The sequence below is a fragment of the Streptomyces sp. NPDC047117 genome (assembly GCF_040643545.1).
GTDB lineage: Bacteria > Actinomycetota > Actinomycetes > Streptomycetales > Streptomycetaceae > Streptomyces.
The window spans coordinates 436,275-456,653 of sequence record NZ_JBEYUN010000004.1 but is presented as its reverse complement, the minus strand read 5'-3'; the positions used below and the strand labels follow the sequence as shown (position 1 = coordinate 456,653).

General features: G+C 72.1%; 18 protein-coding genes. 8 read left to right on the top strand and 10 right to left on the bottom strand.

The window, feature by feature from the left end:
- Positions 1-87 precede the first annotated feature (87 nt).
- The 4 genes from infB to rimP form a co-directional block, all read right to left on the bottom strand.
- The gene (gene infB / locus ABZ840_RS10585) at positions 88-3,165 is read right to left on the bottom strand and encodes a translation initiation factor IF-2 (RefSeq protein WP_361556452.1); all 3,078 of its coding nucleotides are present in this window, start codon (positions 3,163-3,165) and stop codon (positions 88-90) included.
- A gap of 148 nt (positions 3,166-3,313) precedes the next feature.
- Positions 3,314-3,592, bottom strand: a complete 279-nt coding sequence (locus tag ABZ840_RS10580; RefSeq protein WP_361556449.1) for a YlxR family protein — start codon at positions 3,590-3,592, stop codon at positions 3,314-3,316.
- A 151-nt stretch (positions 3,593-3,743) separates the two neighbouring features.
- Complete coding sequence (nusA, locus tag ABZ840_RS10575; protein ID WP_361556446.1) at positions 3,744-4,736, bottom strand: transcription termination factor NusA; 993 nt, start codon at positions 4,734-4,736, stop codon at positions 3,744-3,746.
- A 2-nt stretch (positions 4,737-4,738) separates the two neighbouring features.
- Positions 4,739-5,287, bottom strand: a complete 549-nt coding sequence (gene rimP, locus ABZ840_RS10570; RefSeq protein WP_361556443.1) for a ribosome maturation factor RimP — start codon at positions 5,285-5,287, stop codon at positions 4,739-4,741.
- 194 nt (positions 5,288-5,481) lie between these two features.
- Here rimP and ABZ840_RS10565 point away from each other — a divergent pair, with 194 nt between their 5' ends.
- The 3 genes from ABZ840_RS10565 to ABZ840_RS10555 all read left to right on the top strand — a co-directional run bounded on the left by ABZ840_RS10565 (position 5,482) and on the right by ABZ840_RS10555 (position 7,498).
- Positions 5,482-6,021 (top strand): hypothetical protein, encoded by a 540-nt coding sequence (locus tag ABZ840_RS10565; RefSeq protein WP_361556440.1) that lies wholly within the window; start codon positions 5,482-5,484, stop codon positions 6,019-6,021.
- Positions 6,021-6,518: a ferritin-like domain-containing protein gene (locus tag ABZ840_RS10560; protein WP_361556437.1), complete on the top strand. Its 498-nt coding sequence runs from the start codon at positions 6,021-6,023 to the stop codon at positions 6,516-6,518. The genes ABZ840_RS10565 and ABZ840_RS10560 overlap by 1 nt, the downstream gene beginning before the upstream one ends.
- A gap of 65 nt (positions 6,519-6,583) precedes the next feature.
- A complete protein-coding gene (locus tag ABZ840_RS10555; protein ID WP_361556434.1) occupies positions 6,584-7,498 on the top strand; it encodes an aminoglycoside phosphotransferase family protein in 915 nt (304 codons plus the stop codon).
- Positions 7,499-7,737: 239 nt separating this feature from the next.
- Here the strand turns inward: ABZ840_RS10555 and ABZ840_RS10550 are convergent, their stop codons facing one another.
- The 6 genes from ABZ840_RS10550 to dxr form a co-directional block, all read right to left on the bottom strand.
- Positions 7,738-9,438 carry a proline--tRNA ligase gene (locus ABZ840_RS10550; RefSeq protein ID WP_361556431.1) on the bottom strand — a complete coding sequence of 567 codons (1,701 nt, stop codon included), beginning with the start codon at positions 9,436-9,438 and terminating at the stop codon, positions 7,738-7,740.
- A gap of 259 nt (positions 9,439-9,697) precedes the next feature.
- Entirely contained in the window at positions 9,698-10,231 is a 534-nt protein-coding gene (locus ABZ840_RS10545; RefSeq protein ID WP_361556428.1) for a GNAT family N-acetyltransferase, read from the bottom strand.
- Between the two features lie 105 nt (positions 10,232-10,336).
- Positions 10,337-11,179: a GNAT family N-acetyltransferase gene (locus ABZ840_RS10540; protein WP_361556425.1), complete on the bottom strand. Its 843-nt coding sequence runs from the start codon at positions 11,177-11,179 to the stop codon at positions 10,337-10,339.
- Between the two features lie 268 nt (positions 11,180-11,447).
- Positions 11,448-12,605, bottom strand: a complete 1,158-nt coding sequence (gene ispG / locus ABZ840_RS10535) for a flavodoxin-dependent (E)-4-hydroxy-3-methylbut-2-enyl-diphosphate synthase (RefSeq protein WP_361556422.1) — start codon at positions 12,603-12,605, stop codon at positions 11,448-11,450.
- Between the two features lie 185 nt (positions 12,606-12,790).
- Positions 12,791-14,095, bottom strand: a complete 1,305-nt coding sequence (locus ABZ840_RS10530; protein ID WP_361556419.1) for a site-2 protease family protein — start codon at positions 14,093-14,095, stop codon at positions 12,791-12,793.
- Positions 14,092-15,357, bottom strand: a complete 1,266-nt coding sequence (dxr, locus tag ABZ840_RS10525; RefSeq protein WP_361556416.1) for a 1-deoxy-D-xylulose-5-phosphate reductoisomerase — start codon at positions 15,355-15,357, stop codon at positions 14,092-14,094. Before dxr ends, ABZ840_RS10530 begins: the two co-directional genes overlap by 4 nt.
- Before the next feature lie 248 nt (positions 15,358-15,605).
- Here dxr and ABZ840_RS10520 point away from each other — a divergent pair, with 248 nt between their 5' ends.
- From ABZ840_RS10520 to ABZ840_RS10500, 5 genes are all read left to right on the top strand, one after another.
- On the top strand, positions 15,606-16,226 hold the full coding sequence (locus ABZ840_RS10520) for a response regulator (protein ID WP_361556413.1): 621 nt from the start codon (positions 15,606-15,608) through the stop codon (positions 16,224-16,226).
- 19 nt (positions 16,227-16,245) lie between these two features.
- Positions 16,246-17,745, top strand: coding sequence for a PAS domain S-box protein (locus ABZ840_RS10515; protein ID WP_361556410.1), 1,500 nt, complete (start codon positions 16,246-16,248; stop codon positions 17,743-17,745).
- Between the two features lie 177 nt (positions 17,746-17,922).
- Positions 17,923-19,083: an acyl-CoA dehydrogenase family protein gene (locus ABZ840_RS10510; RefSeq protein WP_361556407.1), complete on the top strand. Its 1,161-nt coding sequence runs from the start codon at positions 17,923-17,925 to the stop codon at positions 19,081-19,083.
- Positions 19,084-19,215: 132 nt separating this feature from the next.
- On the top strand, positions 19,216-19,614 hold the full coding sequence (locus ABZ840_RS10505) for a hypothetical protein (RefSeq protein ID WP_361556404.1): 399 nt from the start codon (positions 19,216-19,218) through the stop codon (positions 19,612-19,614).
- On the top strand, positions 19,611-20,375 hold the full coding sequence (locus ABZ840_RS10500) for an SDR family NAD(P)-dependent oxidoreductase (protein ID WP_361556401.1): 765 nt from the start codon (positions 19,611-19,613) through the stop codon (positions 20,373-20,375). The genes ABZ840_RS10505 and ABZ840_RS10500 overlap by 4 nt, the downstream gene beginning before the upstream one ends.
- The last annotated feature ends 4 nt before the right edge of the window (positions 20,376-20,379 follow it).

Here is a 20,379-nt window from a genome sequence, read left to right as displayed (position 1 = left end):
ATTTCCTCCGCCGACCGGCCCCGGTCCCGCTCGCCGCCCGGCCGCCGTACTGGCCGGCCGGACCGCGTGCGGGCAGTGCTCGCGTGATCAGACGCGCGGCTTCTCGCGCATCTCGTACGTCGCGATGACGTCGTCGATCTTGATGTCGTTGAAGTTGCCGAGGTTGATACCGCCCTCGAAGCCTTCGCGGATCTCGGTGACGTCGTCCTTGAAGCGGCGCAGACCCTCGATGTTGAGGTTCTCCGCGATGACCTTGCCGTCGCGGACCAGGCGCGCCTTGGTGTTGCGCTTGACCTCGCCGGACCGGATGAGAACACCCGCGATGTTGCCCAGCTTGGACGACTTGAAGACCTCGCGGATCTCCGCCGTGCCGAGCTCGACCTCCTCGTACTCCGGCTTCAGCATGCCCTTCAGGGCCGCCTCGATCTCCTCGATCGCCTGGTAGATGACCGAGTAGTACCGGACGTCGACGCCCTCGCGCTCGGCCATCTGCGTCGCGCGGCCTTCGGCGCGGACGTTGAAGCCGATGACGATCGCGTCGGAGCCGGACGCCAGGTTGATGTCGGACTCGGTGACCGCACCCACGCCGCGGTGCAGCACGCGGATGTCGACCTCCTCGCCCACGTCGAGCTGGAGCAGCGAGGACTCCAGGGCTTCGACCGAACCGGACGCGTCGCCCTTGATGATGAGGTTGAGCTGCTGGACCTCGCCGGCCTTGAGCACCTTGTCCAGGTCCTCGAGGGACACGCGACGGGTGCGCTTGGCGAAGGCGGCGTTGCGCTCGCGCGCCGCGCGCTTCTCGGCGATCTGACGCGCGGTGCGGTCCTCGTCGACAACCAGGAAGTTGTCGCCGGCGCCCGGCACGTTGGTCAGACCCAGCACCAGGACGGGGGTCGAGGGACCCGCTTCCTGGATGTTGTTGCCCTTGTCGTCGAGCATGGCGCGGACTCGGCCGTAGGCGTCGCCGACGACCATCGTCTCGCCGACCCGCAGCGTGCCGCGCTGGACCAGCACGGTGGCCACGGCGCCGCGGCCGCGGTCGAGGTGGGCCTCGATCGCAATACCCTGCGCGTCCTGCTCGGCGTTGGCCCGCAGGTCGAGCGAGGCGTCCGCGGTGAGGACCACGGCCTCCAGCAGTTCCTCGATGTGCAGGCCCTGGCGGGCGGAGATGTCGACGAACATGGTGTCGCCGCCGTACTCCTCGGCCACCAGGCCGTACTCGGTCAGCTGACCGCGCACCTTGGTCGGGTCGGCACCCTCGACGTCGATCTTGTTGACCGCGACGACGATCGGCACGTCGGCCGCCTTGGCGTGGTTCAGCGCCTCGATCGTCTGCGGCATGACGCCGTCGTTGGCCGCCACCACGAGGATCGCGATGTCGGTCGACTTCGCACCACGGGCACGCATGGCGGTGAACGCCTCGTGACCCGGGGTGTCGATGAAGGTGATGCGACGCTCTTCGTCGTTGACCTCGGTCGCGACCTGGTAGGCACCGATGTGCTGCGTGATGCCGCCGGCCTCGCCCGCGATGACGTTCGTCTTGCGGATCGCGTCCAGCAGTCGCGTCTTACCGTGGTCGACGTGACCCATGACGGTCACGACCGGCGGACGCGCGACGAGCATCTCCTCGCCGCCCTCGTTCTCGCCGAACTCGATGTCGAAGGACTCGAGCAGCTCGCGGTCCTCCTCCTCCGGGCTGACGATCTCGACGACGTAGTTCATCTCCTCGCCGAGGAGCGTGAGCGTCTCGTCGGAGACGGACTGCGTCGCGGTGACCATCTCACCCAGGTTCAGCATGACCTGGACGAGCGACGCCGGGTTGGCGTTGATCTTCTCCGCGAAGTCGGTCAGCGAGGCACCGCGCGACAGGCGAACCGTCGCACCGTTGCCGCGCGGCAGCATGACGCCGCCCACCGACGGGGCCTGCATCGCCTCGTACTCCTGGCGACGCTGCCGCTTCGACTTACGGCCACGACGCGCCGGACCGCCGGGACGGCCGAAGGCGCCCTGCGTGCCACCACGGCCACCGGGACCACCCGGACGACCGCCGAAGCCCGGACGGCCGCCGAAGCCGCCACCGGGACCGCCGCCACCGGGACGACCGGCGAAACCGCCGCCGCCACCCGGACGACCGCCGCCACCACCGGGACGGCCGGCGAAGCCGCCGCCACCGCCGGGACGACCGCCGCCGCCACCCGGACGGCCACCGCCGCCGGGACCACGGCCGCCGGGGCCCGGACGCGGGCCGGCCGCCGGACGCTGCGGCATCATGCCCGGGTTCGGACGCGCGCCGCCGCCGGGACGGGGACCGCCCTGGCCGGCGCCGCCGCCCTGCGGACGGGGCATGCTGCCCGGCGTCGGACGGTTACCGCCCGGCGCCTGGGGACGGGGACCACCCTGGCCGGCGCCCTGCGGACGCGGGCCGCCGGGGCCGCCCTGGCCGCCGGGGCGCGGCGCGCCGCCGGGACGGGGAGCCTGCGGACGGGCCATGCCCGTGGAGCCGCCGGAGGTGAAGGGGTTGTTGCCCGGACGCGGGCCCTGGGGGCGGTTGCCGCCGGGGCGCGGACCCTGACGGTCGCCGCCGGGACGCGGGCCGCGGTCGCCGCGACCCTGGCCACGGTCCTGGCCGCGGTCCTGACGGTCCTGGCCGGGACGGGCGCCCGGACGCGGGCCGGGGGTGGCACCGGGCTTCGGCGCCTGCGGCGCGGCGGCCGGCGGAGCCTGGAACTCGGGCTGCGCGGGCGCGGCCGGAGCGGGCTTGGGAGCCGGCTTCGGGCCGGGCGTGGGGCGCGGGCCCGGAGCGGGCGCCGCGGAGGGGGTGCTGCTGCTCTTCGGCGCCTCGGGGGCCTTCGGGGCCTCGGGGGCGGCCGGAGCCGCGGGGCCCGGCTTGGGGGCGCCCGGCTTCGGGGCAGCAGGGCGGGCCGACTGCGCCGGGGAGGGCGCGGACGGCTTGGCAGGCGCACTCTTGCGCGCCTGGGGCTTGCCGGCAGCACGGCCGTTGCCGTTGCCTGCCTGGAAAGCGTCGGTCAGCTTGCGAACAACCGGCGCCTCGATCGTCGAGGACGCCGAACGGACGAATTCACCAAGTTCTTGGAGCTTGGCCATGACGACCTTGCTCTCAACTCCGAACTCCTTGGCGAGTTCGTATACCCGGACCTTAGCCACTTCGCTCCTTCTAGGTCCGGGTGTCCACCGGACCGTCGCTACTTCATGGGCGTACTCATCGCGTACTCATCGAGTGCTCATCGCAATCTCGACCTACTTCCGACTCGCGAGGTACCTGACCGCACGGTTTTCCGTGCGACGTGCTGTCTTACGGTGTCGTCTGCTCGACGTACTGGCGCAGGGCCGCGGTGTCGAGCGGTCCTGGGCCTCTGAAGGCCCTGGGGAACGCCCGGCGGCGCACCGCCAGGTCGAGACAGACCAGTGTGGGGTGCACGTAGGCACCCCGGCCGGGCAGCGTACCGCGAGGATCGGGGGTGCACTCACCATCGATCATCACGATGCGCAGCAAATCGCCCTTGGCCGCTCGCTCCCGGCATCCCACACACGATCGCTCAGGGCATGCGCGGGCATGCGTCCGGCCAGACACTGCTTAAGTCTACCTCCCCGTAGCGGTCTCACCCCTATGGGGTAAGGACCGAACGGCCGCTCGTATTCCTTCGTGGCTGACAATCGACCATGGCCGGCAACCGACCGTGGCCGGCCGTGACGCCGGCGGCATCCGCCGCCGGCGTCACGGCTCAGCCCTGCCGGTCCGGCACCTCGGTGTCCGGGCGGATGTCGATCCGCCACCCGGTGAGCCGGGCGGCGAGCCGGGCATTCTGCCCTTCCTTGCCGATGGCCAGTGACAGCTGGTAGTCGGGGACGGTGACCCGCGCGGAGCGCGCGGCCAGGTCCACGACCTCGACCTTGGAGACCCGGGCCGGCGACAGCGCGTTCGCCACCAGGTCCGCCGGGTCGTCCGACCAGTCCACGATGTCGATCTTCTCGCCGTTCAGCTCGGCCATGACGTTGCGGACGCGGCCGCCCATCGGGCCGATGCAGGCACCCTTGGCGTTCAGCCCGGAGCGGGTGGAACGCACGGCGATCTTCGTGCGGTGACCGGCCTCGCGGGCGATGGCGGAGATCTCCACCGAGCCGTCCGCGATCTCCGGGACCTCCAGCGCGAAGAGCTTCTTCACCAGGTTCGGGTGGGTGCGCGAGAGGGTGACCGACGGGCCGCGGACACCCTTGACGACGCGGACGACGTACGAGCGCAGGCGCGTGCCGTGCGCGTAGTCCTCGCCGGGGACCTGCTCCTGCACCGGCAGGATGGCCTCCAGCTTGCCGATGTCGACCAGGATGTTCTTGGGGTCCTTGCCCTGCTGGACCACGCCGGTGACGACGTCACCCTCACGCCCGGCGTACTCACCGAACGTCACTTCCTCCTCGGCGTCCCGCAGCCGCTGCAGGATGACCTGCTTGGCGGTGGTCGCCGCGATCCGGCCGAAACCCGACGGTGTGTCGTCGAACTCGCGGGGCTCCTCGCCCTCCTCCAGATCGGCCGGGTCCTCCTTCGCCCACACGGTCACATGACCGGTGTTGCGGTCCAGCTCCACGCGCGCGTGACGGCGGCTGCCCTCGGTGCGGTGGTAGGCGATGAGGAGGGCCGACTCGATGGCCTCCACCAGCAGGTCGAAGGAGATTTCCTTCTCCCGCACCAAACCCCGCAGGGCACTCATGTCGATGTCCACGGCTACGCCTCCTCCTGGCTCTCGTCGTTGGTGTCGTCTTCCGCGGGGGCCGCGTCCTTGGCGGCGCCCGGCGCGGTCTTGCGGTTGAACTCGATCTCCACGCGCGCCTTGGCGATCTCGCTGAAGGCGACCCGGCGGGCGGTGGGCTTGCGCCCCTTCACGCCCGGCACTTCGAGGTCCAGGCCCTCGTCGTCGACGGCGATGATCCGTGCGACCAGCTCGCCGCCCTCGTGCAACTGGGCCTTGATCAGGCGGCCGGTGGCCCGGCGGTAGTGCCGCTGCTCGGTGAGCGGGCGGTCGGCGCCGGGCGAGGTGACCTCCAGGGTGTACGCGACGTCCCCCATGGCGTCCGCGTCGTCCAGCGCCTGCGAGATCTCGCGGCTCAGCTCGGCGCACTCGTCCAGCTGGACGCCCTCGTCGGAATCCACCACGATCCTCAGCACACGCCGCTTGCCCGCGGGGGTCACCTCGATCTCTTCCAGATCCAGGTCTCGCGCGGCGACCAGCGGTTCAAGCAGTCCGCGCAGCCTCTCGCTCTGGGTGGTGCTCATCCGGGTGACTCCTCGGCCGCGTGTGCTGTTGTGGGATGGTCGCGTGTCTGGCCAAAGCCTATCTGTTCCGGCGGGGTACTGACGATTCCGTGCGCGGGCGCGGTTACGCTCGCCTGCGGTGATCACCAGATCACCACCCGCAGACCCCCGGGAAGAGGACCGTGCCGCAGCCGAGTACGCACCCGAGTACGCACGTGAGGAGAAGGGCCCTGCTGGCGGGCGCCGCGCTCGGGAGCGCGGCACTGCTCGCGGGCTGCTCCGAGGAGCCCGCCGCGTCCGACGACATGGACAGCGCCGCCGGGCGCACCCTGCTCGACAAGGGCGCGCGGGACAGCGGCGCGCTGCTGGCCCGGTACGACGCGACGCTGACCGCGCACCCCGGCCTGGAACGGCGGATCCGCCCGCTGCGGGACGAAGTGGCCCGGCACGTCACGGCGTTCGAGACCCCCGAGGCCACCGGCTCCCCCACGGCCACGCCCTCCGCGACCGCCTCGCCGTCCCGTACGCCGCAGCGGCAGCAGCGCGCGCCGAAGGTGCCCGGCACGGAGAAGAAGGCCCTCGCCGCGCTGGCCGAGGCCGAGCGGCACACCGCCGACCTGCGGACGGCCGCGCTGGTGAGCGCGCCGCCGGAGGTCGCGCGGCTGCTCGCCTCGGTCGCCGCGGCCGGCGCCGCCCACGCCCACCTGCTCGAAGCGCGGGACGACCACGACGAGAAGGACGGGAAGAACGTCTGATGCCGGCGGAGAAGCACGAGAACCCGGAGCGGAAGGCCGAGCTGGACGCCCTGCAGAACGCCCTGGCCGCCGAACACGCCGCGCTCTACGGGTACGGCGTCGTGGGGGCGCGGGTCGACGACGGACGGCGCGAAGATGCGCAGAAAGGCTACGACGCCCACCGTGCGCGCCGGGACGAACTGAGCCGCCGCATCACCGCGCTCGGCGGCCGGCCGAAGGCTGCGGCCGCGGCGTACGCCCTGCCGTTCCCCGTGCCCGACGCGGCGGCGGCCGTCCGGCTCGCGGCCGAACTGGAGGACCGGGTGGCCGGCGCGTACGCGGACCTCGTACGCGCCTCCGCCGGGGCCCGGCGGCGCGCGGCGGCCGGATCGCTCCGCGAGGCAGCGGTGCGTGCGGTGCGCTGGCGCGGCAGCGGCGTAGCCTTCCCTGGGCTCGCCGAACGGACCTCGGCCGGCAGCCCGTCGCCCACCGCGACCGGATCCGCCGACGCGCTCTGAGCGCGCCGCGGCCGTACGGGCTCACCGGTCACCCCGGTACCGCCGAAGAAAGGGACAGCTCCAGCATGGCAACGGCACCCATCGAACCGCCGAGACGGTTGGTGCGCGCGATCGGCGACGACCCCGCGAGCCCCGCGCGCGCCTGGCTGGACTCGCTCCCGGACCGCGTGGCGGAGCGGCTGGCGGCATGGGAGCTGACCCTTGAGCGCGTACACGAACCCGGCGGCCGCGCCAGCCTCCTCGTCCTCGTCACACAGCAGGACGGCACGCCCGCCGCGCTGAAGTTCCCGCTGCCCGGCCGGCCCGGCGCCGAGACCGAGGCGGCGGCCCTGACGCGCTGGGACGGCTGGGGCGCGGCACGGCTGCTCCGAGCCGACCTGGACAGCGGCGCGCTCCTCATCGAACGCCTCCGCGGCGGCGTCTCGCTGCGCTCACTGCCCGAGGCGAAAGCTTTGCTGGAGGCGGCGGGGACGGTCCGCCGGCTCTGGGTACCGCCCACGGAGGGCCACCCCTTCGAGACACTCGCCGCCCGTACGGACGCCGCCGTGGACCTCCTGCGGGAACGCGGCGCGACGGTCCCGTCCGCGGCCCCGCTGGTCGACGAGGCCGCGGAGCTGCGCCGCGCACTGCCCGCCGACGCCCCCGAAGAGGTCCTCCTGCACGGCGCGTTCCGCCAGGGCAAGGTGCTGGCCGGACACCGCACGCCCTGGCTCGCCGTGGGCCCGCGCCCCGTACTCGGGGAGCGCGCGTACGACCTGGTCGGGCTGGTCCTGGACCGCATGGAAGACCTGGCCGCCGGCACCGGCGCCGCGGCTGCCGCCCGCCGCCGCGTCACGAAACTCGCCGACTCCCTCGACGTCGACCGCGACCGCCTCCGCGGCTGGACCCTCATCGGCGCGGTGGAAGCGGGCCTCCGAGCCGCGACGAGGGACGACCGCGCTCGCGGGGAACTGCTGCTGGAGTTCGCTACCTGGCTGTGAAGCCGGTCGCTCGTGCGGCCTGACCGGACCATCCGGCAGGCAAGGACGCACATCGGCCCGAATCAAGCCCGTCCTGGGGTACCTCCCAGCGGTAGCTGGGGGAGCTTGAGGACGAGCGGCCGCCAGGCCGCGATACACGGGGTACGGCGGCGGCCCCGCACACACCGCACGAGCCCCCCGCACGGGGTACGGCAACGGGCCCGCACGTCACCGCACGGGCCCGCCACCGAGGTCGGAAACTACGCGCTCAGGCGCGCCACCGCCTCCTCGACCGTCATCTCCTCGCGCTCCCCCGTACGCCGGTCCTTGACCTCGACGACGCCCTCGGCGGCGCGACGGCCCGCGACGACGATGTTCGGGACACCGATCAGCTCCGCGTCGGTGAACTTCACGCCCGGGGAGACCCCGGCCCGGTCGTCGACCAGCACGCGCAGCCCCGCCGCGCCCAGCTTGTCGCCGACCTCCAGCGCCAGCTCCGTCTGCTTGGCCTTGCCCGCCGCGACGACGTGCACGTCCGCCGGAGCGATCTCGCGCGGCCAGCACAGGCCCGACTCGTCGTAGGTCTGCTCGGCGAGCGCCGCCACCGCACGCGAGACGCCGATGCCGTACGAGCCCATCGTGACCCGCACCGGCTTGCCGTTCTGGCCGAGCACGTCCAGCTCGAACGCGTCGGCGTACTTGCGGCCCAGCTGGAAGATGTGGCCGATCTCGATGGCGCGGTCGATGACCAGCCCGGCGCCGCACTTGGGGCAGGGGTCGCCCGGCTCGACGACGACCACGTCGAGGTGGTCGTCCACCTCGAAGTCACGGCCGACGACGACGTTCCGGGCGTGCTTGCCCTCCTTGTTGGCACCGGTGACCCAGGAGGTGCCGGGCGCGACGCGCGGGTCGGCGATGTACCGGAAGGCCTTGCCGGCCAGGCCCTGCGGGCCGACGTAGCCGCGGACCAGGTCCTCGCGGCCGGTGAAGTCCTCGGCGGTGACCAGTTCGACGACGGCCGGGGCGAGGTGCTCGCCGAGCTTGCCCATGTCGACCTCGCGGTCGCCCGGTACGCCCACCGCGACGATCTCGCCGTCGACCTTGATCAGGAGGTTCTTCAGCGTGGCGGAGGCCGGGACGTCCAGGTACTCGGCGAGGGACTCGATGGTCGGGGTGTCGGGAGTGTCCAGCTCCTCCAGCTCACCGACGCCGGTGGCGTCCGCGGGCTCGACCTTGACCGTCACGGCCTCGGTGTTGGCCGCGTAGTCGCACTGCGGGCAGTCGACGAAGGTGTCCTCACCGGCCGCCGCGGGGGCCAGGAACTCCTCGGAGGCGGAGCCGCCCATCGCGCCGGAGACGGCCGAGACGATGCGGTAGTCGAGGCCCAGGCGCGCGAAGATCTTCTGGTACGCCGCGCGGTGCAGCGCGTACGACTGCGCCAGGCCCTCGTCCGAGGTGTCGAAGCTGTACGAGTCCTTCATCTGGAACTCGCGGCCGCGCAGCACACCGGAGCGGGGACGCGCCTCGTCCCGGTACTTCGTCTGGATCTGGTACAGCATGACCGGCAGGTCCTTGTAGGACGTGCACTGGTCCTTGACCGTGAGGGTGAAGATCTCCTCGTGCGTGGGGCCGAGGAGGTAGTCGGCGCCCTTGCGGTCCTTCAGGCGGAAGAGCAGGTCGCCGTATTCCTCCCAGCGCTCACTGATCTCGTACGGCTCCTTGGGGAGCAGCGCGGGGAGCAGGACCTCCTGGGCGCCGATGGCGTCCATCTCCTCGCGCACCACGCGCGAGACGTTCTCCAGCACCTTCTTGCCCAGCGGCAGCCAGGTCCAGATGCCGGCGGAGGTGCGGCGGACGTACCCGGCGCGGACGAGCAGCTTGTGGCTGGCGGTCTCGGCGTCGGCCGGGTCGTCGCGCAGCGTCTTGATCATCAATCGGGACATGCGCTGGACCTGGGCCATGGTGATTCTCCTGCGTAAGAAAGGTGACTGGGGCGAGGTTATCGGGCGGGGCCTCGCCCACGGAAATGGGTATCGCGCCGATTGTGACGCAGCGTAGTCGGGTACCCCCTGATCAGGGGGAAGGGGGCGTTCGAATCGCCACGTAGCGGGGCCCGCCGCGGGATCCGTAGCGGGACCCGTAGCGGGCCCCACCGCGGACGGCACGCCCGCCCCGGACGGTATGCCTGCCGCGGACGGCACGCCCCCGCGAAGGGCCCGCTCAACGGGCCAGCGGCAGTGGGGCGCCCATCACGGCGTACGGCGCGGGGGCGCTCGGGAAGATCACGCGGCGGGCGAGGTCCTGGTAGCCGAGCGAGCGGTACAGCGCGCGGGCCGGGCTCTCGGTGTCGATCGCGGAGAGGATGCTGCGCGGATACGGCGCCTCGTCGGTGATGCGCGTGATCAGCGCCCGGCCGATGCCGCGCTTCTGGTACGCGGGATGGACGTGCAGCTCGGTGATGACGAAGGAGTCGTCCAGCCAGAAGTCCTGCCCGGTGCTGCGCAGGTACGGCTCGACGACGCTGGACCACCAGTGGGAGCGGTCGTTGGGCAGGCCGTACACGAAGCCGGCCAGCCGGCCCTCGGACGTGGTGGCGCCCAGGGCACGCGCTCCGGGGGTGGTGAGGTGACGCAGCACGATGTGGCGGCGCACCCCGATCTCGTCGTCGGTCAGGCCGAAGGCGAGCGCCTGCACGACCAGTGCCTCGTCCACGCGGGCAGCGAGGTCGAGCGGTCCGACCACGACGTCATCCATGGTCGGGAGCGTACACAGCCCGGGCGGTGAACACGATCGGACCGGACACCTCGGCCGGGAGACGCCGGGTCGCCCGGGACACCGGCCACGGGCGGGCGGCCCCGGTCAGAACAGCACGCTCATGAACGCGCCGACCTCTTCGAAGCCGACGCGCCGGTACGCGGCACGCGCCGCGGTGTTGAAGTCGTTGACGTACAGGCTCACGATGGGCGCGACGTCGGCGAGGGCGTACCGCAGGACGGCCGCCATGCCGGTCTCGGAGAGGCCCTTGCCGCGGTACTCGGGCGCGACCCAGACGCCCTGGATCTGGCAGGCGCGCAGCGTGGCGGCGCCGATCTCGGCCTTGAAGACGACCTGGCCGTCCTCGACGCGGGCGAAGGAGCGGCCGGCGCCGACCAGTTCGGCGACCCGGGCCTGGTAGAGCAGCCCGCCGTCGCCCGCCAGCGGGGAGATGCCGACCTCCTCGGTGAACATGGCCACGCACGCGGGCATGATCAGGTCCATCTCGTCCTTGCGGATGCGACGGACGTACGGGTCGGGGGCGATGTCGGCCGCGGGCTTCGAGGTGACCATCAGCGGCTGGTGGGCACGTACCTCGCGGGCGGGGCCCCAGGCGGGCTCCAGCAGCGACCACAGCTCGGCCGTGGGGGCCGCGGGGCCGACGATGGAGGAGCAGCGGCGGCCCTGGCGGCGGGCGCGCTCGGCGAAGGCGCGTACGGCTTCGGGGGTGGCACAGACGGGGACGAGGTTGGCCCCCGCGTAGCAGAGCGACTCCAGCCGGCCGTTGTCGTACCAGCCCCACATCTCGCCGCCGAGCCGCCAGGGGTCGAGCCCGGCGACCTGGACCCGGGCGGCGACGAAGGCGTTGGCGACCGGGTCGCGGTCCAGGACCGCGAGGGCATCGTCGAGCTCCCCGGGCTCAAGGACCTTCGTGGTGGTCGTCAGCACGTGTCGGATTGCCTCACCGTGACAGGGCCGGGGCCGTAAGAGAGCAGGTCCAGGCACTGTACCTCGCGTTCATGCGATGCGCCCCTGCCCCTCTCGGAGCGAGGGGCAGGGGCGCATGGCGTGAAATCGCGGTTATCCACAGGGGGCGCGAGGGGCGGTGGGTGGGGGCTAGTTTCGCTTTTAGTGCGGTGGAGGTGGGGGAGGGGCCTCGCACCGGGTGGTGGGGAGAGGGAGGGGCCCTGCCAGGTGACGCGGAACTCGGCGCAACTCAGCCCGCAACCGCCACCGAAGGCTCCCCCGACGCCACCCCGTCCTTCTCCATCTGCTCAGCGATCTTCATGGCTTCCTCGATGAGGGTCTCCACGATCTTCGACTCCGGCACGGTCTTGATGACCTCGCCCTTCACGAAGATCTGCCCCTTGCCGTTACCGGAAGCCACACCCAGGTCGGCCTCGCGGGCCTCCCCCGGACCGTTGACGACGCAGCCCATGACGGCCACGCGGAGCGGCACCTCCATGCCGTCCAGGCCCGCCGTGACCTCCTCGGCCAGCTTGTACACATCCACCTGCGCCCGCCCGCACGACGGGCAGGAGACGATCTCCAGCCGGCGCTGGCGCAGGTTCAGCGACTCCAGGATGGAGATACCGACCTTGATCTCCTCCGCCGGCGGCGCCGACAGCGACACCCGGATCGTGTCGCCGATGCCCTCGGACAGCAGCGCGCCGAAGGCCACCGCGGACTTGATGGTGCCCTGGAAGGCCGGGCCGGCCTCGGTCACGCCCAGGTGCAGCGGGTAGTCGCACTGCGCCGCCAGCTGCCGGTAGGCGTTGACCATCACCACCGGGTCGTTGTGCTTCACCGAGATCTTGATGTCCCGGAAGCCGTGCTCCTCAAAGAGGGACGCCTCCCACAGCGCGGACTCCACCAGCGCCTCGGGAGTGGCCTTCCCGTACTTCTGCAGCAGCCGACGGTCCAGCGACCCCGCGTTCACCCCGATCCGGATCGGCGTCCCCGCATCGTTGGCGGCCTTGGCGATCTCCTTGACCTTGTCATCGAACTGCTTGATGTTGCCGGGGTTCACCCGCACCGCCGCACAGCCCGCGTCGATCGCCGCGAACACGTACTTCGGCTGGAAGTGAATATCGGCGATCACCGGGATCCCCGACTTCTTCGCGATCACCGGCAGCGCGTCCGCATCGTCCTGCGTCGGACACGCCACCCGCACGATCTGGCAGCCCGACGCGGTCAGCTCCGCGATCTGCTGCAGCGTCGACCCGATGTCCGCCGTACGCGTCGTCGTCATCGACTGCACGGAGACGGGGGCGTCGCCGCCGACGGCCACCGGACCGACGTGGATTTTGCGGCTGACACGGCGGTCGGCGAGCTTGGTCGGAACGTCCGGCATTCCCAGCGCAATGGCAGTCATCTGACGAGCTTCCCCAAGGTGTGATCAAGGACCCGAGATCGGCGGGCTCCGTGGCCGAGGTTACGTCACGGGGATTGCCGTAGGCACATCGCGCAGGTTTACACCGCCCGAAAGGACTGTTGCCGGACACCCGTGCGTGTTCACACGAGTGCCCGGCGTTCCGAAGCGGGCTTGTGGGCGTCCTGTCAGCCGGTCAGCCGTACGGGGTTCACCACGTCCGCGACCAGCACCAGCAGCGTGAAACAGATGAAGATCCCGGCGACGACGTAGGCGACGGGCATGAGCTTCGCCACGTCGAAGGGGCCGGGGTCGGGGCGCCGGAAGACCTTGGCGAAGGCGCGGCGCAGCGACTCCCACAGGGCGCCCGCGATGTGTCCGCCGTCCAGCGGCAGCAGCGGGAGCATGTTGAACAGGAAGAGGGAGAGGTTGAAGCCCGCGACCAGGAAGAGCATGGTCGCCACCCGCTGCGAGGGCGGGATGTCCAGGGAGAAGACCTCGCCGCCGACGCGGGCCGCGCCGACCACGCCCATCGGGGAGTCCTGCTTGCGCTCGCCACCGTTGAAGGCGGCGTTCCACAGGTCGGGGACCTTGCCGGGGAGTGCGATCAGCGAGTCGACGCCCTGCGTGACCATGTTGCCCATGCGGTCGACGGACTGGCCGAAGTCCTGCCGGACGATGCCGCTGGCGGGGGTGAAGCCGAGGAAGCCGGCGGTGACGTACTGGTCGGTGACGTAGCCGCCGTGGCCGTCGGTCTTGGCGACCTTGTTCTTGATCAGGTCGGCCTGCAGCACCTTCTCCGCGCCGTCCCGCCGGACGGTGATCGTCGCGGGTCCGGTGGTGTCGCGGATGGCCTGCTGGAGGGTGTTCCAGTCGGGCACGGGGCGCCCGTCGAAGGCGACGATCTTGTCGCCGGCCCGCAGTCCGGCGGCCTTGGCCGGGGAGTCCTTGGCGTCGGAAGGGCACTTGTCGGTCTTGGCCGAGGCGGCGATGACGCAGTCGGAGACCGAGCCGACCTGGGTGGTCTGGGTGTTGATGCCGAAGCCCATCAGGACGCTCATGAAGATCACGACCGCGAGGATCAGGTTCATGAACGGCCCGGCGAACATCACGATGACGCGCTTCCAGGGCTTACGGGTGTAGAACAGCCGCTTCTCGTCCCCGGGCTGCAGTTCCTCGAAGGCGGCCGAGCGGGCGTCCTCGATCATGCCGCGCCAGGGTGAGGTGGAGCGTGCCGAGAGCTTGCCGTCGTCGCCGGGCGGGAACATGCCGATCATGCGGATGTAGCCGCCGGCCGGGATGGCCTTGATGCCGTACTCGGTGTCGCCCTTGCGGCGGGAGAAGATCGTCGGACCGAACCCGACCATGTACTGCGGCACGCGGATGCCGAACATCTTGGCCGTCGACAGGTGACCCAGCTCGTGCCAGGCGATCGAGAAGAGCAGGCCGACGACGAAGACGACGATGCCGAGGATGGTCATCCAGGTCGTCATGCGCGGGCCTCCGATGGTGTGCGTGCCGCGCGGGCGGCCAGTTCGCGGGCGCGGGCGCGCGCCCAGGTCTCCGCTTCCAGTACGTCCGAGAGGGTCAGGGAGGTTCCCGGAGCGGGCGTGCCGTGCTCGGCGACGACTTCGGCGACCGTATCGACAATTCCTGTGAAGGGCAGCCCGCCCTTCAAGAATGCGTCGACGCATTCCTCGTTGGCGGCGTTGAAGACGGCGGGTGCGGTGCCGCCGAGGGTGCCGACGTGGCAGGCGAGCGGTACGGAGGGGAAGGCTTCCTGGTCGAGCGGGAAGAACTCCCAGGTGTGGGCCTTGGTCCAGTCGATGCCGGGGGCCGCGTCGGGGATCCGCTCGGGCCAGCCGAGGGCGAGCGCGATGGGCATGCGCATGTCGGGCGGGCTGGCCTGGGCGAGGGTGGAGCCGTCGGTGAACTCGACCATGGAGTGGATGTAGGACTGCGGGTGGACGACGACCTCGATGCGCTCGAAGGGCACGTCGTACAGCAGGTGTGCCTCGATGACCTCCAGGCCCTTGTTGACCAGGGTCGCGGAGTTGATCGTGATGACGGGGCCCATGGCCCAGGTGGGGTGCGCGAGGGCCTGTTCGGGCGTGACGGTGGCGAGTTCGGCCCTGCTGCGGCCGCGGAACGGGCCGCCGGAGGCGGTGACGACCAGCTTGCGCACCTCTTCGCGGGGGCCGCCCATCAGGCCCTGGAAGAGCGCGGAGTGCTCGGAGTCGACGGGGACGATCTGGCCGGGCTTCGCGAGCGCCTTGACCAGCGGGCCGCCCACGATCAGCGACTCCTTGTTGGCGAGCGCCAGGGAGGCGCCGCTCTCCAGGGCCGCGAGGGTGGGGGCGAGGCCGATGGAGCCGGTGATGCCGTTCAGGACGGTGTGGCACGTGGTGGCGGCGAGCTGGGTGGCGGCGTCGGGTCCGGCCAGGATCTCCGGCAGCGGCTCGCCCGCTCCGTACTGCTCCGCCAGCGCCTCGCGCAGCGCGGGCACCACGTCCTCGCGGGCCACCGCGACCGTGCCGACGCGCAGCTGCCGGGCCTGCTCGGCGAGGAGCGCGACCCGGCCGCCCGCCGCGGACAGGCCGGTGACGCGGAAGCGGCCGGGGTTGCGCAGGACGAGATCGATCGCCTGGGTGCCGATGGAGCCGGTGGAGCCGAGGATCACGATGTCGCGTGGCTCACCGGGTGCGGCGGCCGACGGGGTGAAACGCAGATGCGGATGGGCGAGGGATTCCGTCATGGGCACCATTGTGGCCGGTCACGTCCGGAGTGCGGACACCAGCTCGCGGATGATCGGTCCGGGCGGGGGCGTCGGGAGGCACGTGGGGTGGTGCGGGGAGCCCGCTGTCAATCGGGGAAAGCCGTAGTCACCCCGGCATATCCCGTACAGGCGGCGGATGGGTGGGCCCTGTCGTCGGCGGCTGCCGCTGCTTAGCCTCTGGGTGAACGTTTCGGTGAGCCGTGAACGAACTGTGAGGTGGGGAGCCGGTGACCGCGCCCGTCGTGCACATCGTCGACGACGACCGGGAGCTGTGCGCGTCGCTGGCGTGGCTGCTGGAGTCGGTCGGCATCGCCTCGCGCTGCTATCACGACGTCGGCACCTTCCTGGCGTCCTACGATCCCGCGCGGCCGGCCTGCCTGGTGCTGGACGTACGGATGCCGGGCGCGGGCGGTTTCCAGCTCCAGGAGGAGCTGAACCGGGCGGGCTCAGTGATCCCGGTGGTCTTCGTGTCGGCGCACGGTGACATCCGGATGTCGGTACGGGCGCTGCAGCGGGGCGCGGTGGACTTCCTGGAGAAGCCGTACGACCCGCAGCACATGCTCGACGTGGTGCAGGGCGCGCTGCGCACGGCGGAGGAACGGTTCGCGCGGGCTGCCGAGGAGCGGGCGCTGCGTACCCGGCTGGCGCGGCTCAGTCCGCGCGAGCGCGAGGTGCTGCACCTGGTCATCGAGGGGCTGGCCGGGAAGAACATCGCATCCCGGCTGGGCATCAGCGTCAAGACGGTGGACGTGCACCGCACCCGTATCCGGGAGAAGACCGGCGCGCGCAGCATCACCACGCTGGCGCGCGACATGTACCGGGCGGGGCTGGGTCCGTCCGCCGGGTGAGAGCGGAGTGAGAGGCGGAATGGACCATCCCGAGGCGGACGCGTGGGGCGAGGAGGACGGCTACCGGCGGCTGGTGCAGGCGCTGAAGTACTGCGTGCTGGTGCACGACGCCCGGACCAAGGACATCCTGTGGGCCAACCGGGCCGCCTGCGACCTGCTGGGTTTCTCGGTGGACGAGCTGCGGCCGCTGAAGGCGCCGGACATGAGCGGCAATGCGCGCCAGTACCGCAGGGAGACCGGTGTGGCGTGGCTGCAGCGCGCGGCGGAGCACGGCACGAGCGCCACGGAGTGGTGCTACCGGTCCCGTTCGGGCGAGGAGATCCTGACCGAGGCGATCGCGATCCGGGTGGACCTGCCGTCCCGTGCGGTGGTGATGGTGCAGTTCCGGGACATCGCCGAGGAGAAGGCGGTGCGCCGGGACCTGTTCCGGACGGAGGGCCGGCTGCGGGCGTTCCTGCCGAATCTCGCCGAGGGCATCGTGGTGCTGGACGACGACGCCCGGGTCACCTATGCGAGTGAGTCGGCGGGCAAGCTGCTCGGTACCGATGCCGCGGCGCTGACCGGCAGTGATCTCGCGGCCCGGTGCCGGGGCGGGTCCGCGGCGGAGCTGCGGCGGGCGGTGGCGGCCGCGCGGGCGGGGGCGCCGCCGCAGCACGCCCGGTACCGGATGGCGGCGGGCGACGCGACGGTGAAGTGGTTCGCGGCCACCTGCCAGCGCATCGACATCGAGAGCGATCTGCGGGGCGCGCTGCTGCTGTTCCACGACATCACCGACCGCGTGCGCGAGGAGGAGGAGCACCGCCGCGATCTGCAGCAGCTGAACCATCTGGCGCGGGAGAACGCGATGGGCGACATGGCCATGGCCATCGCGCACGAGCTGAGCCAGCCGCTGGCCGCCGCCTCGAACTTCGTGGCGGGCGCGCGGGGCAGGCTCGCGGCCGGCGGCGGCGCGGACCAGGAGTCGGTGCTGTGGGGCCTGGACCACGCGAGCCGGCAGATCGAGCGGGCCAGCCGGATCATCGCCGGACTGCGGAGCTATGTGATGCGGCTGGAGCAGTCCGAGCAGCTGACCGACCTGAACGCGATCGTCGAGGACTGTGCGTACTTCTTCCGGCTGCGGGCCGGGCAGCGCGGCGCGGAGGTCGCGCTGGAGCTGTCGGCGGAGCCGCTGCCGGTGCGCTGCGAGGCGGTCCTGATCGGCCAGGTGGTGCTCAATCTGGCGTTCAACGCGATCGACGAGGTGGCGGGGCTGCCGCCGGCGGAACGCCGGGTGGAGATCACGACGCGGCGCGCCGGGGAGCACGGGGAACTGCGGGTACGGGACCACGGCCCGGGGCTGGCCGGAATTCCGCGGGACCGCATTTTCGACGGGGTGTTCACCTCGAAGGAGAACGGCAGCGGAATCGGGCTGGCGCTCAGCCACCGCATCATCACCCGGCACGGCGGCCGCATTCGGGCGGACGATCACGCGTCGCGCGGCGCGGTGTTCTCCTTCGCCCTGCCACTGGCCGCGGAGTAAGGGTCTGCGCCCTCCTGTCGGGCTCGGAGTAAGGGAAATCCCCATCGGGGCAAGGAAACCTCCCGTACCGGCCCGGGGGTTCTCCCATTGTGGCCGCCACGGCCCACCCGTAGCGTCGAACTCACCGCCGAGCAAAGCCAGTTGAGGCGGTTCCGACCAGCGAGGCGAGGAGTTTCCATGGCAGCCGGAGCGGATTCACCCACGGTCCCGGAGTCGGCGCAGTGCGCAGCACCGGAGTTCGCCGCGATGCTCGCGGAGGTCGCCCGTCGGAGCGCGGAGTTCACCGAAAAGCGGCATGTGCCGAAGGACATGGTGGCGGAATTCAAAAAGGCCGGGGTCTACCGTGCCAGTACGCCGCGCCGGTTCGGCGGGGACGCCCTGCCGCCGGCCCGCTTCCTGGCCATGATCGAGCGGATTTCCGCCGTGGACGGATCGGCGGGCTGGGTGGCGAGTTTCGGTTTCTCCGGCGTCTATCTCGCGGCGCTCCCCCTGGAAACCCTCGCCGAGCTGTACGCCGACGGGCCCGACCTGGCCTTCGCCGGCGGCCTGTTCCCGATCCAGCCGGCCGAGCGGGTCGCGGGCGGCTTCGAGGTCAGCGGCCGGTGGCGGTTCGCCAGCGGTTGCCTGGGCGCCGACCTGATCGGGGTCGGGATCGGCACGGGCGAGCCGGGCGCGGGACGGCCGCGCACGGCGGTGCTCGACCCCGGGCAGGTCCGCGTGGTGGAGAACTGGGACGCGGTGGGCATGGAGGGCACCGGCAGTCACGACCTCGCGGTGGACGGCGTGGTGGTCCCCGAGGAGCGGACGTTCGTCCGCGGCGGCGCCCCGAGCGTCGACGAGCCGCTGTACCGCTACCCCACGCTCGCGTACGCCGCGCAGGTGCTGGCGGTGGTGAACCTCGGCGTGGCCCGCGCCGCCCTGGACCAGGTGATCCGCGACGGCGGCGGCACCGGCGTGACCGGCGCGCCCCGGCTCGCCGGCCGCGCGTACTACCGCATGGGGGTGGCGAAGGCGGAGGCCCGGCTGCGCGCCGCCCGCGCGTTCTTCTACGAGATCACCGAGGAGGTGTACGACGCGGTGGCGCGCGGCGAGGAGGCGGGGCGCGAGCGCACCAGCCTGCTGCGGCTGGCCGCGACGCACGCGGCACGCACCGGTTTCGACGTGGTCCGCACGGCCTACCAGCTCGCGGGCACCGGGGCCGCGGCCTCCGATCACGCCCTTCAGCGCCGGCTGCGGGACGCCTCCGTGGTCCCGCTGCACGCCTTCCTCGGGGAGGGCATCTACGACGGGGCCGGCGCGGTGCTCCTCGGCGCCGAGCCGTTCCCCGGCTACCCGTGATCCCGGCCGGCCTCCCGCATCCCGTACCGCGGATCCCCCTCCCGCTCCCCCGCACCGACCGAACCACACCCCCGCACCGACCGAACCGCCCTCCCGCACCCCCGTACCGACCGAAAGCGAGCGAAGGAACCCATGACCGAACCGGCCGACCGTCCCCTGCGCGTCCTCTTCTGCATCGGCGTCAACCAGAACTTCTTCGACCTGCCCACCGACCGGATCGGTGAGGTCTGGCAGGCGTTCTCCGCGATGACCGGCGAGCTGGCCGCGCTGCCCGGCGTGTCCCTCCTCGGCACCATGGACGACGACCAGCACGTGGTCGGCCCGTCCGGCGGCTGGCCGTGGACCTGCTATCTGCTGGCCGACGTCGTCGACCAGCCGACCGTCGCGGCCGCCTGCAACCTCTTCCGTACGACCCGGATCGGCGAGCACGCGCTGTGGCGGTACGCCAGGATCGAGGCGCGCGTCGGCCGCCCGCTGACCGTGCGCGAGGACGTCGCGCTGCCCGCGGCGGAGCAGGAGGCCGCGCGATGACCGGCGGTGCCGCCGCGCCCGCCGGCCGGGTGGCGCTGGTGACCGGCGCCGCGCGCGGCCTGGGCCGGGCCATCGCGGAGCGGTTGTTCGCGGCCGGTCACCGGGTCGCGCTGGGCGATCTGGACGCGGCGGGCGCGGCGGCCGCGGCGGCGGAGCTGGACCCCGCCGGTGAGCGCGCCACGGGCCTCTTCCTGGACGTACGGCGCAAGGACTGCTTCGAGGCGGCCCGCGACGACCTCGCGGCGCGCTGGGGCGGGCCGCACATCCTGGTCAACAACGCGGGGCGGTCCCAGGTCGAGGAGCTGATGGCGATCTCTCCGGAGAGCTTCTCCGAGGTGGTGGCCACCAACCTGGAGGGCGCGTTCCTCGGCTGCCAGGTGTTCGGCGCGCACTTCGCTGACCTCGGCTTCGGCCGGATCGTCAATCTGGCCTCGCTCGCCGGGCAGAACGGCGGCACGGCCACCGGCGCGCACTACGCGGCCGCCAAGGGCGGGGTGCTGACGCTGACGAAGGTGTTCGCGCGGGAGCTGGCGGGGCGCGGGGTGACGGTCAACGCCGTCTCGCCGGGGCCGCTGGACCTGCCGGTGGTGCGCGAGAGCGTGCCCGCCGACAGGCTCGCGGCGGTGGTCGCGGGCATCCCGGTGGGGACGCTCGGCTCCCCCGCGTTCATCGCCGACACGGTGGCCCTGCTCACCGCCGACCACGCCGCCTCCGTCACCGGCGCCTGCTGGGACGCCAACGGCGGCCTGTACATGAGGTGAGGCG

Coding starts and splice junctions, on each gene's coding strand:
- rimP (WP_361556443.1), bottom strand. CDS start 5,287: ATGAGCACCACCCAGAGCGAGAGGCTGCGCGGACTGCTTGAACCGCTG.
- ABZ840_RS10560 (WP_361556437.1), top strand. CDS start 6,021: ATGCCGGCGGAGAAGCACGAGAACCCGGAGCGGAAGGCCGAGCTGGAC.
- ABZ840_RS10555 (WP_361556434.1), top strand. CDS start 6,584: ATGGCAACGGCACCCATCGAACCGCCGAGACGGTTGGTGCGCGCGATC.
- ABZ840_RS10550 (WP_361556431.1), bottom strand. CDS start 9,438: ATGGCCCAGGTCCAGCGCATGTCCCGATTGATGATCAAGACGCTGCGC.
- ABZ840_RS10545 (WP_361556428.1), bottom strand. CDS start 10,231: ATGGATGACGTCGTGGTCGGACCGCTCGACCTCGCTGCCCGCGTGGAC.
- ispG (WP_361556422.1), bottom strand. CDS start 12,605: ATGACTGCCATTGCGCTGGGAATGCCGGACGTTCCGACCAAGCTCGCC.
- ABZ840_RS10530 (WP_361556419.1), bottom strand. CDS start 14,095: ATGACGACCTGGATGACCATCCTCGGCATCGTCGTCTTCGTCGTCGGC.
- dxr (WP_361556416.1), bottom strand. CDS start 15,357: ATGACGGAATCCCTCGCCCATCCGCATCTGCGTTTCACCCCGTCGGCC.
- ABZ840_RS10515 (WP_361556410.1), top strand. CDS start 16,246: ATGGACCATCCCGAGGCGGACGCGTGGGGCGAGGAGGACGGCTACCGG.
- ABZ840_RS10510 (WP_361556407.1), top strand. CDS start 17,923: ATGGCAGCCGGAGCGGATTCACCCACGGTCCCGGAGTCGGCGCAGTGC.
- ABZ840_RS10505 (WP_361556404.1), top strand. CDS start 19,216: ATGACCGAACCGGCCGACCGTCCCCTGCGCGTCCTCTTCTGCATCGGC.
- ABZ840_RS10500 (WP_361556401.1), top strand. CDS start 19,611: ATGACCGGCGGTGCCGCCGCGCCCGCCGGCCGGGTGGCGCTGGTGACC.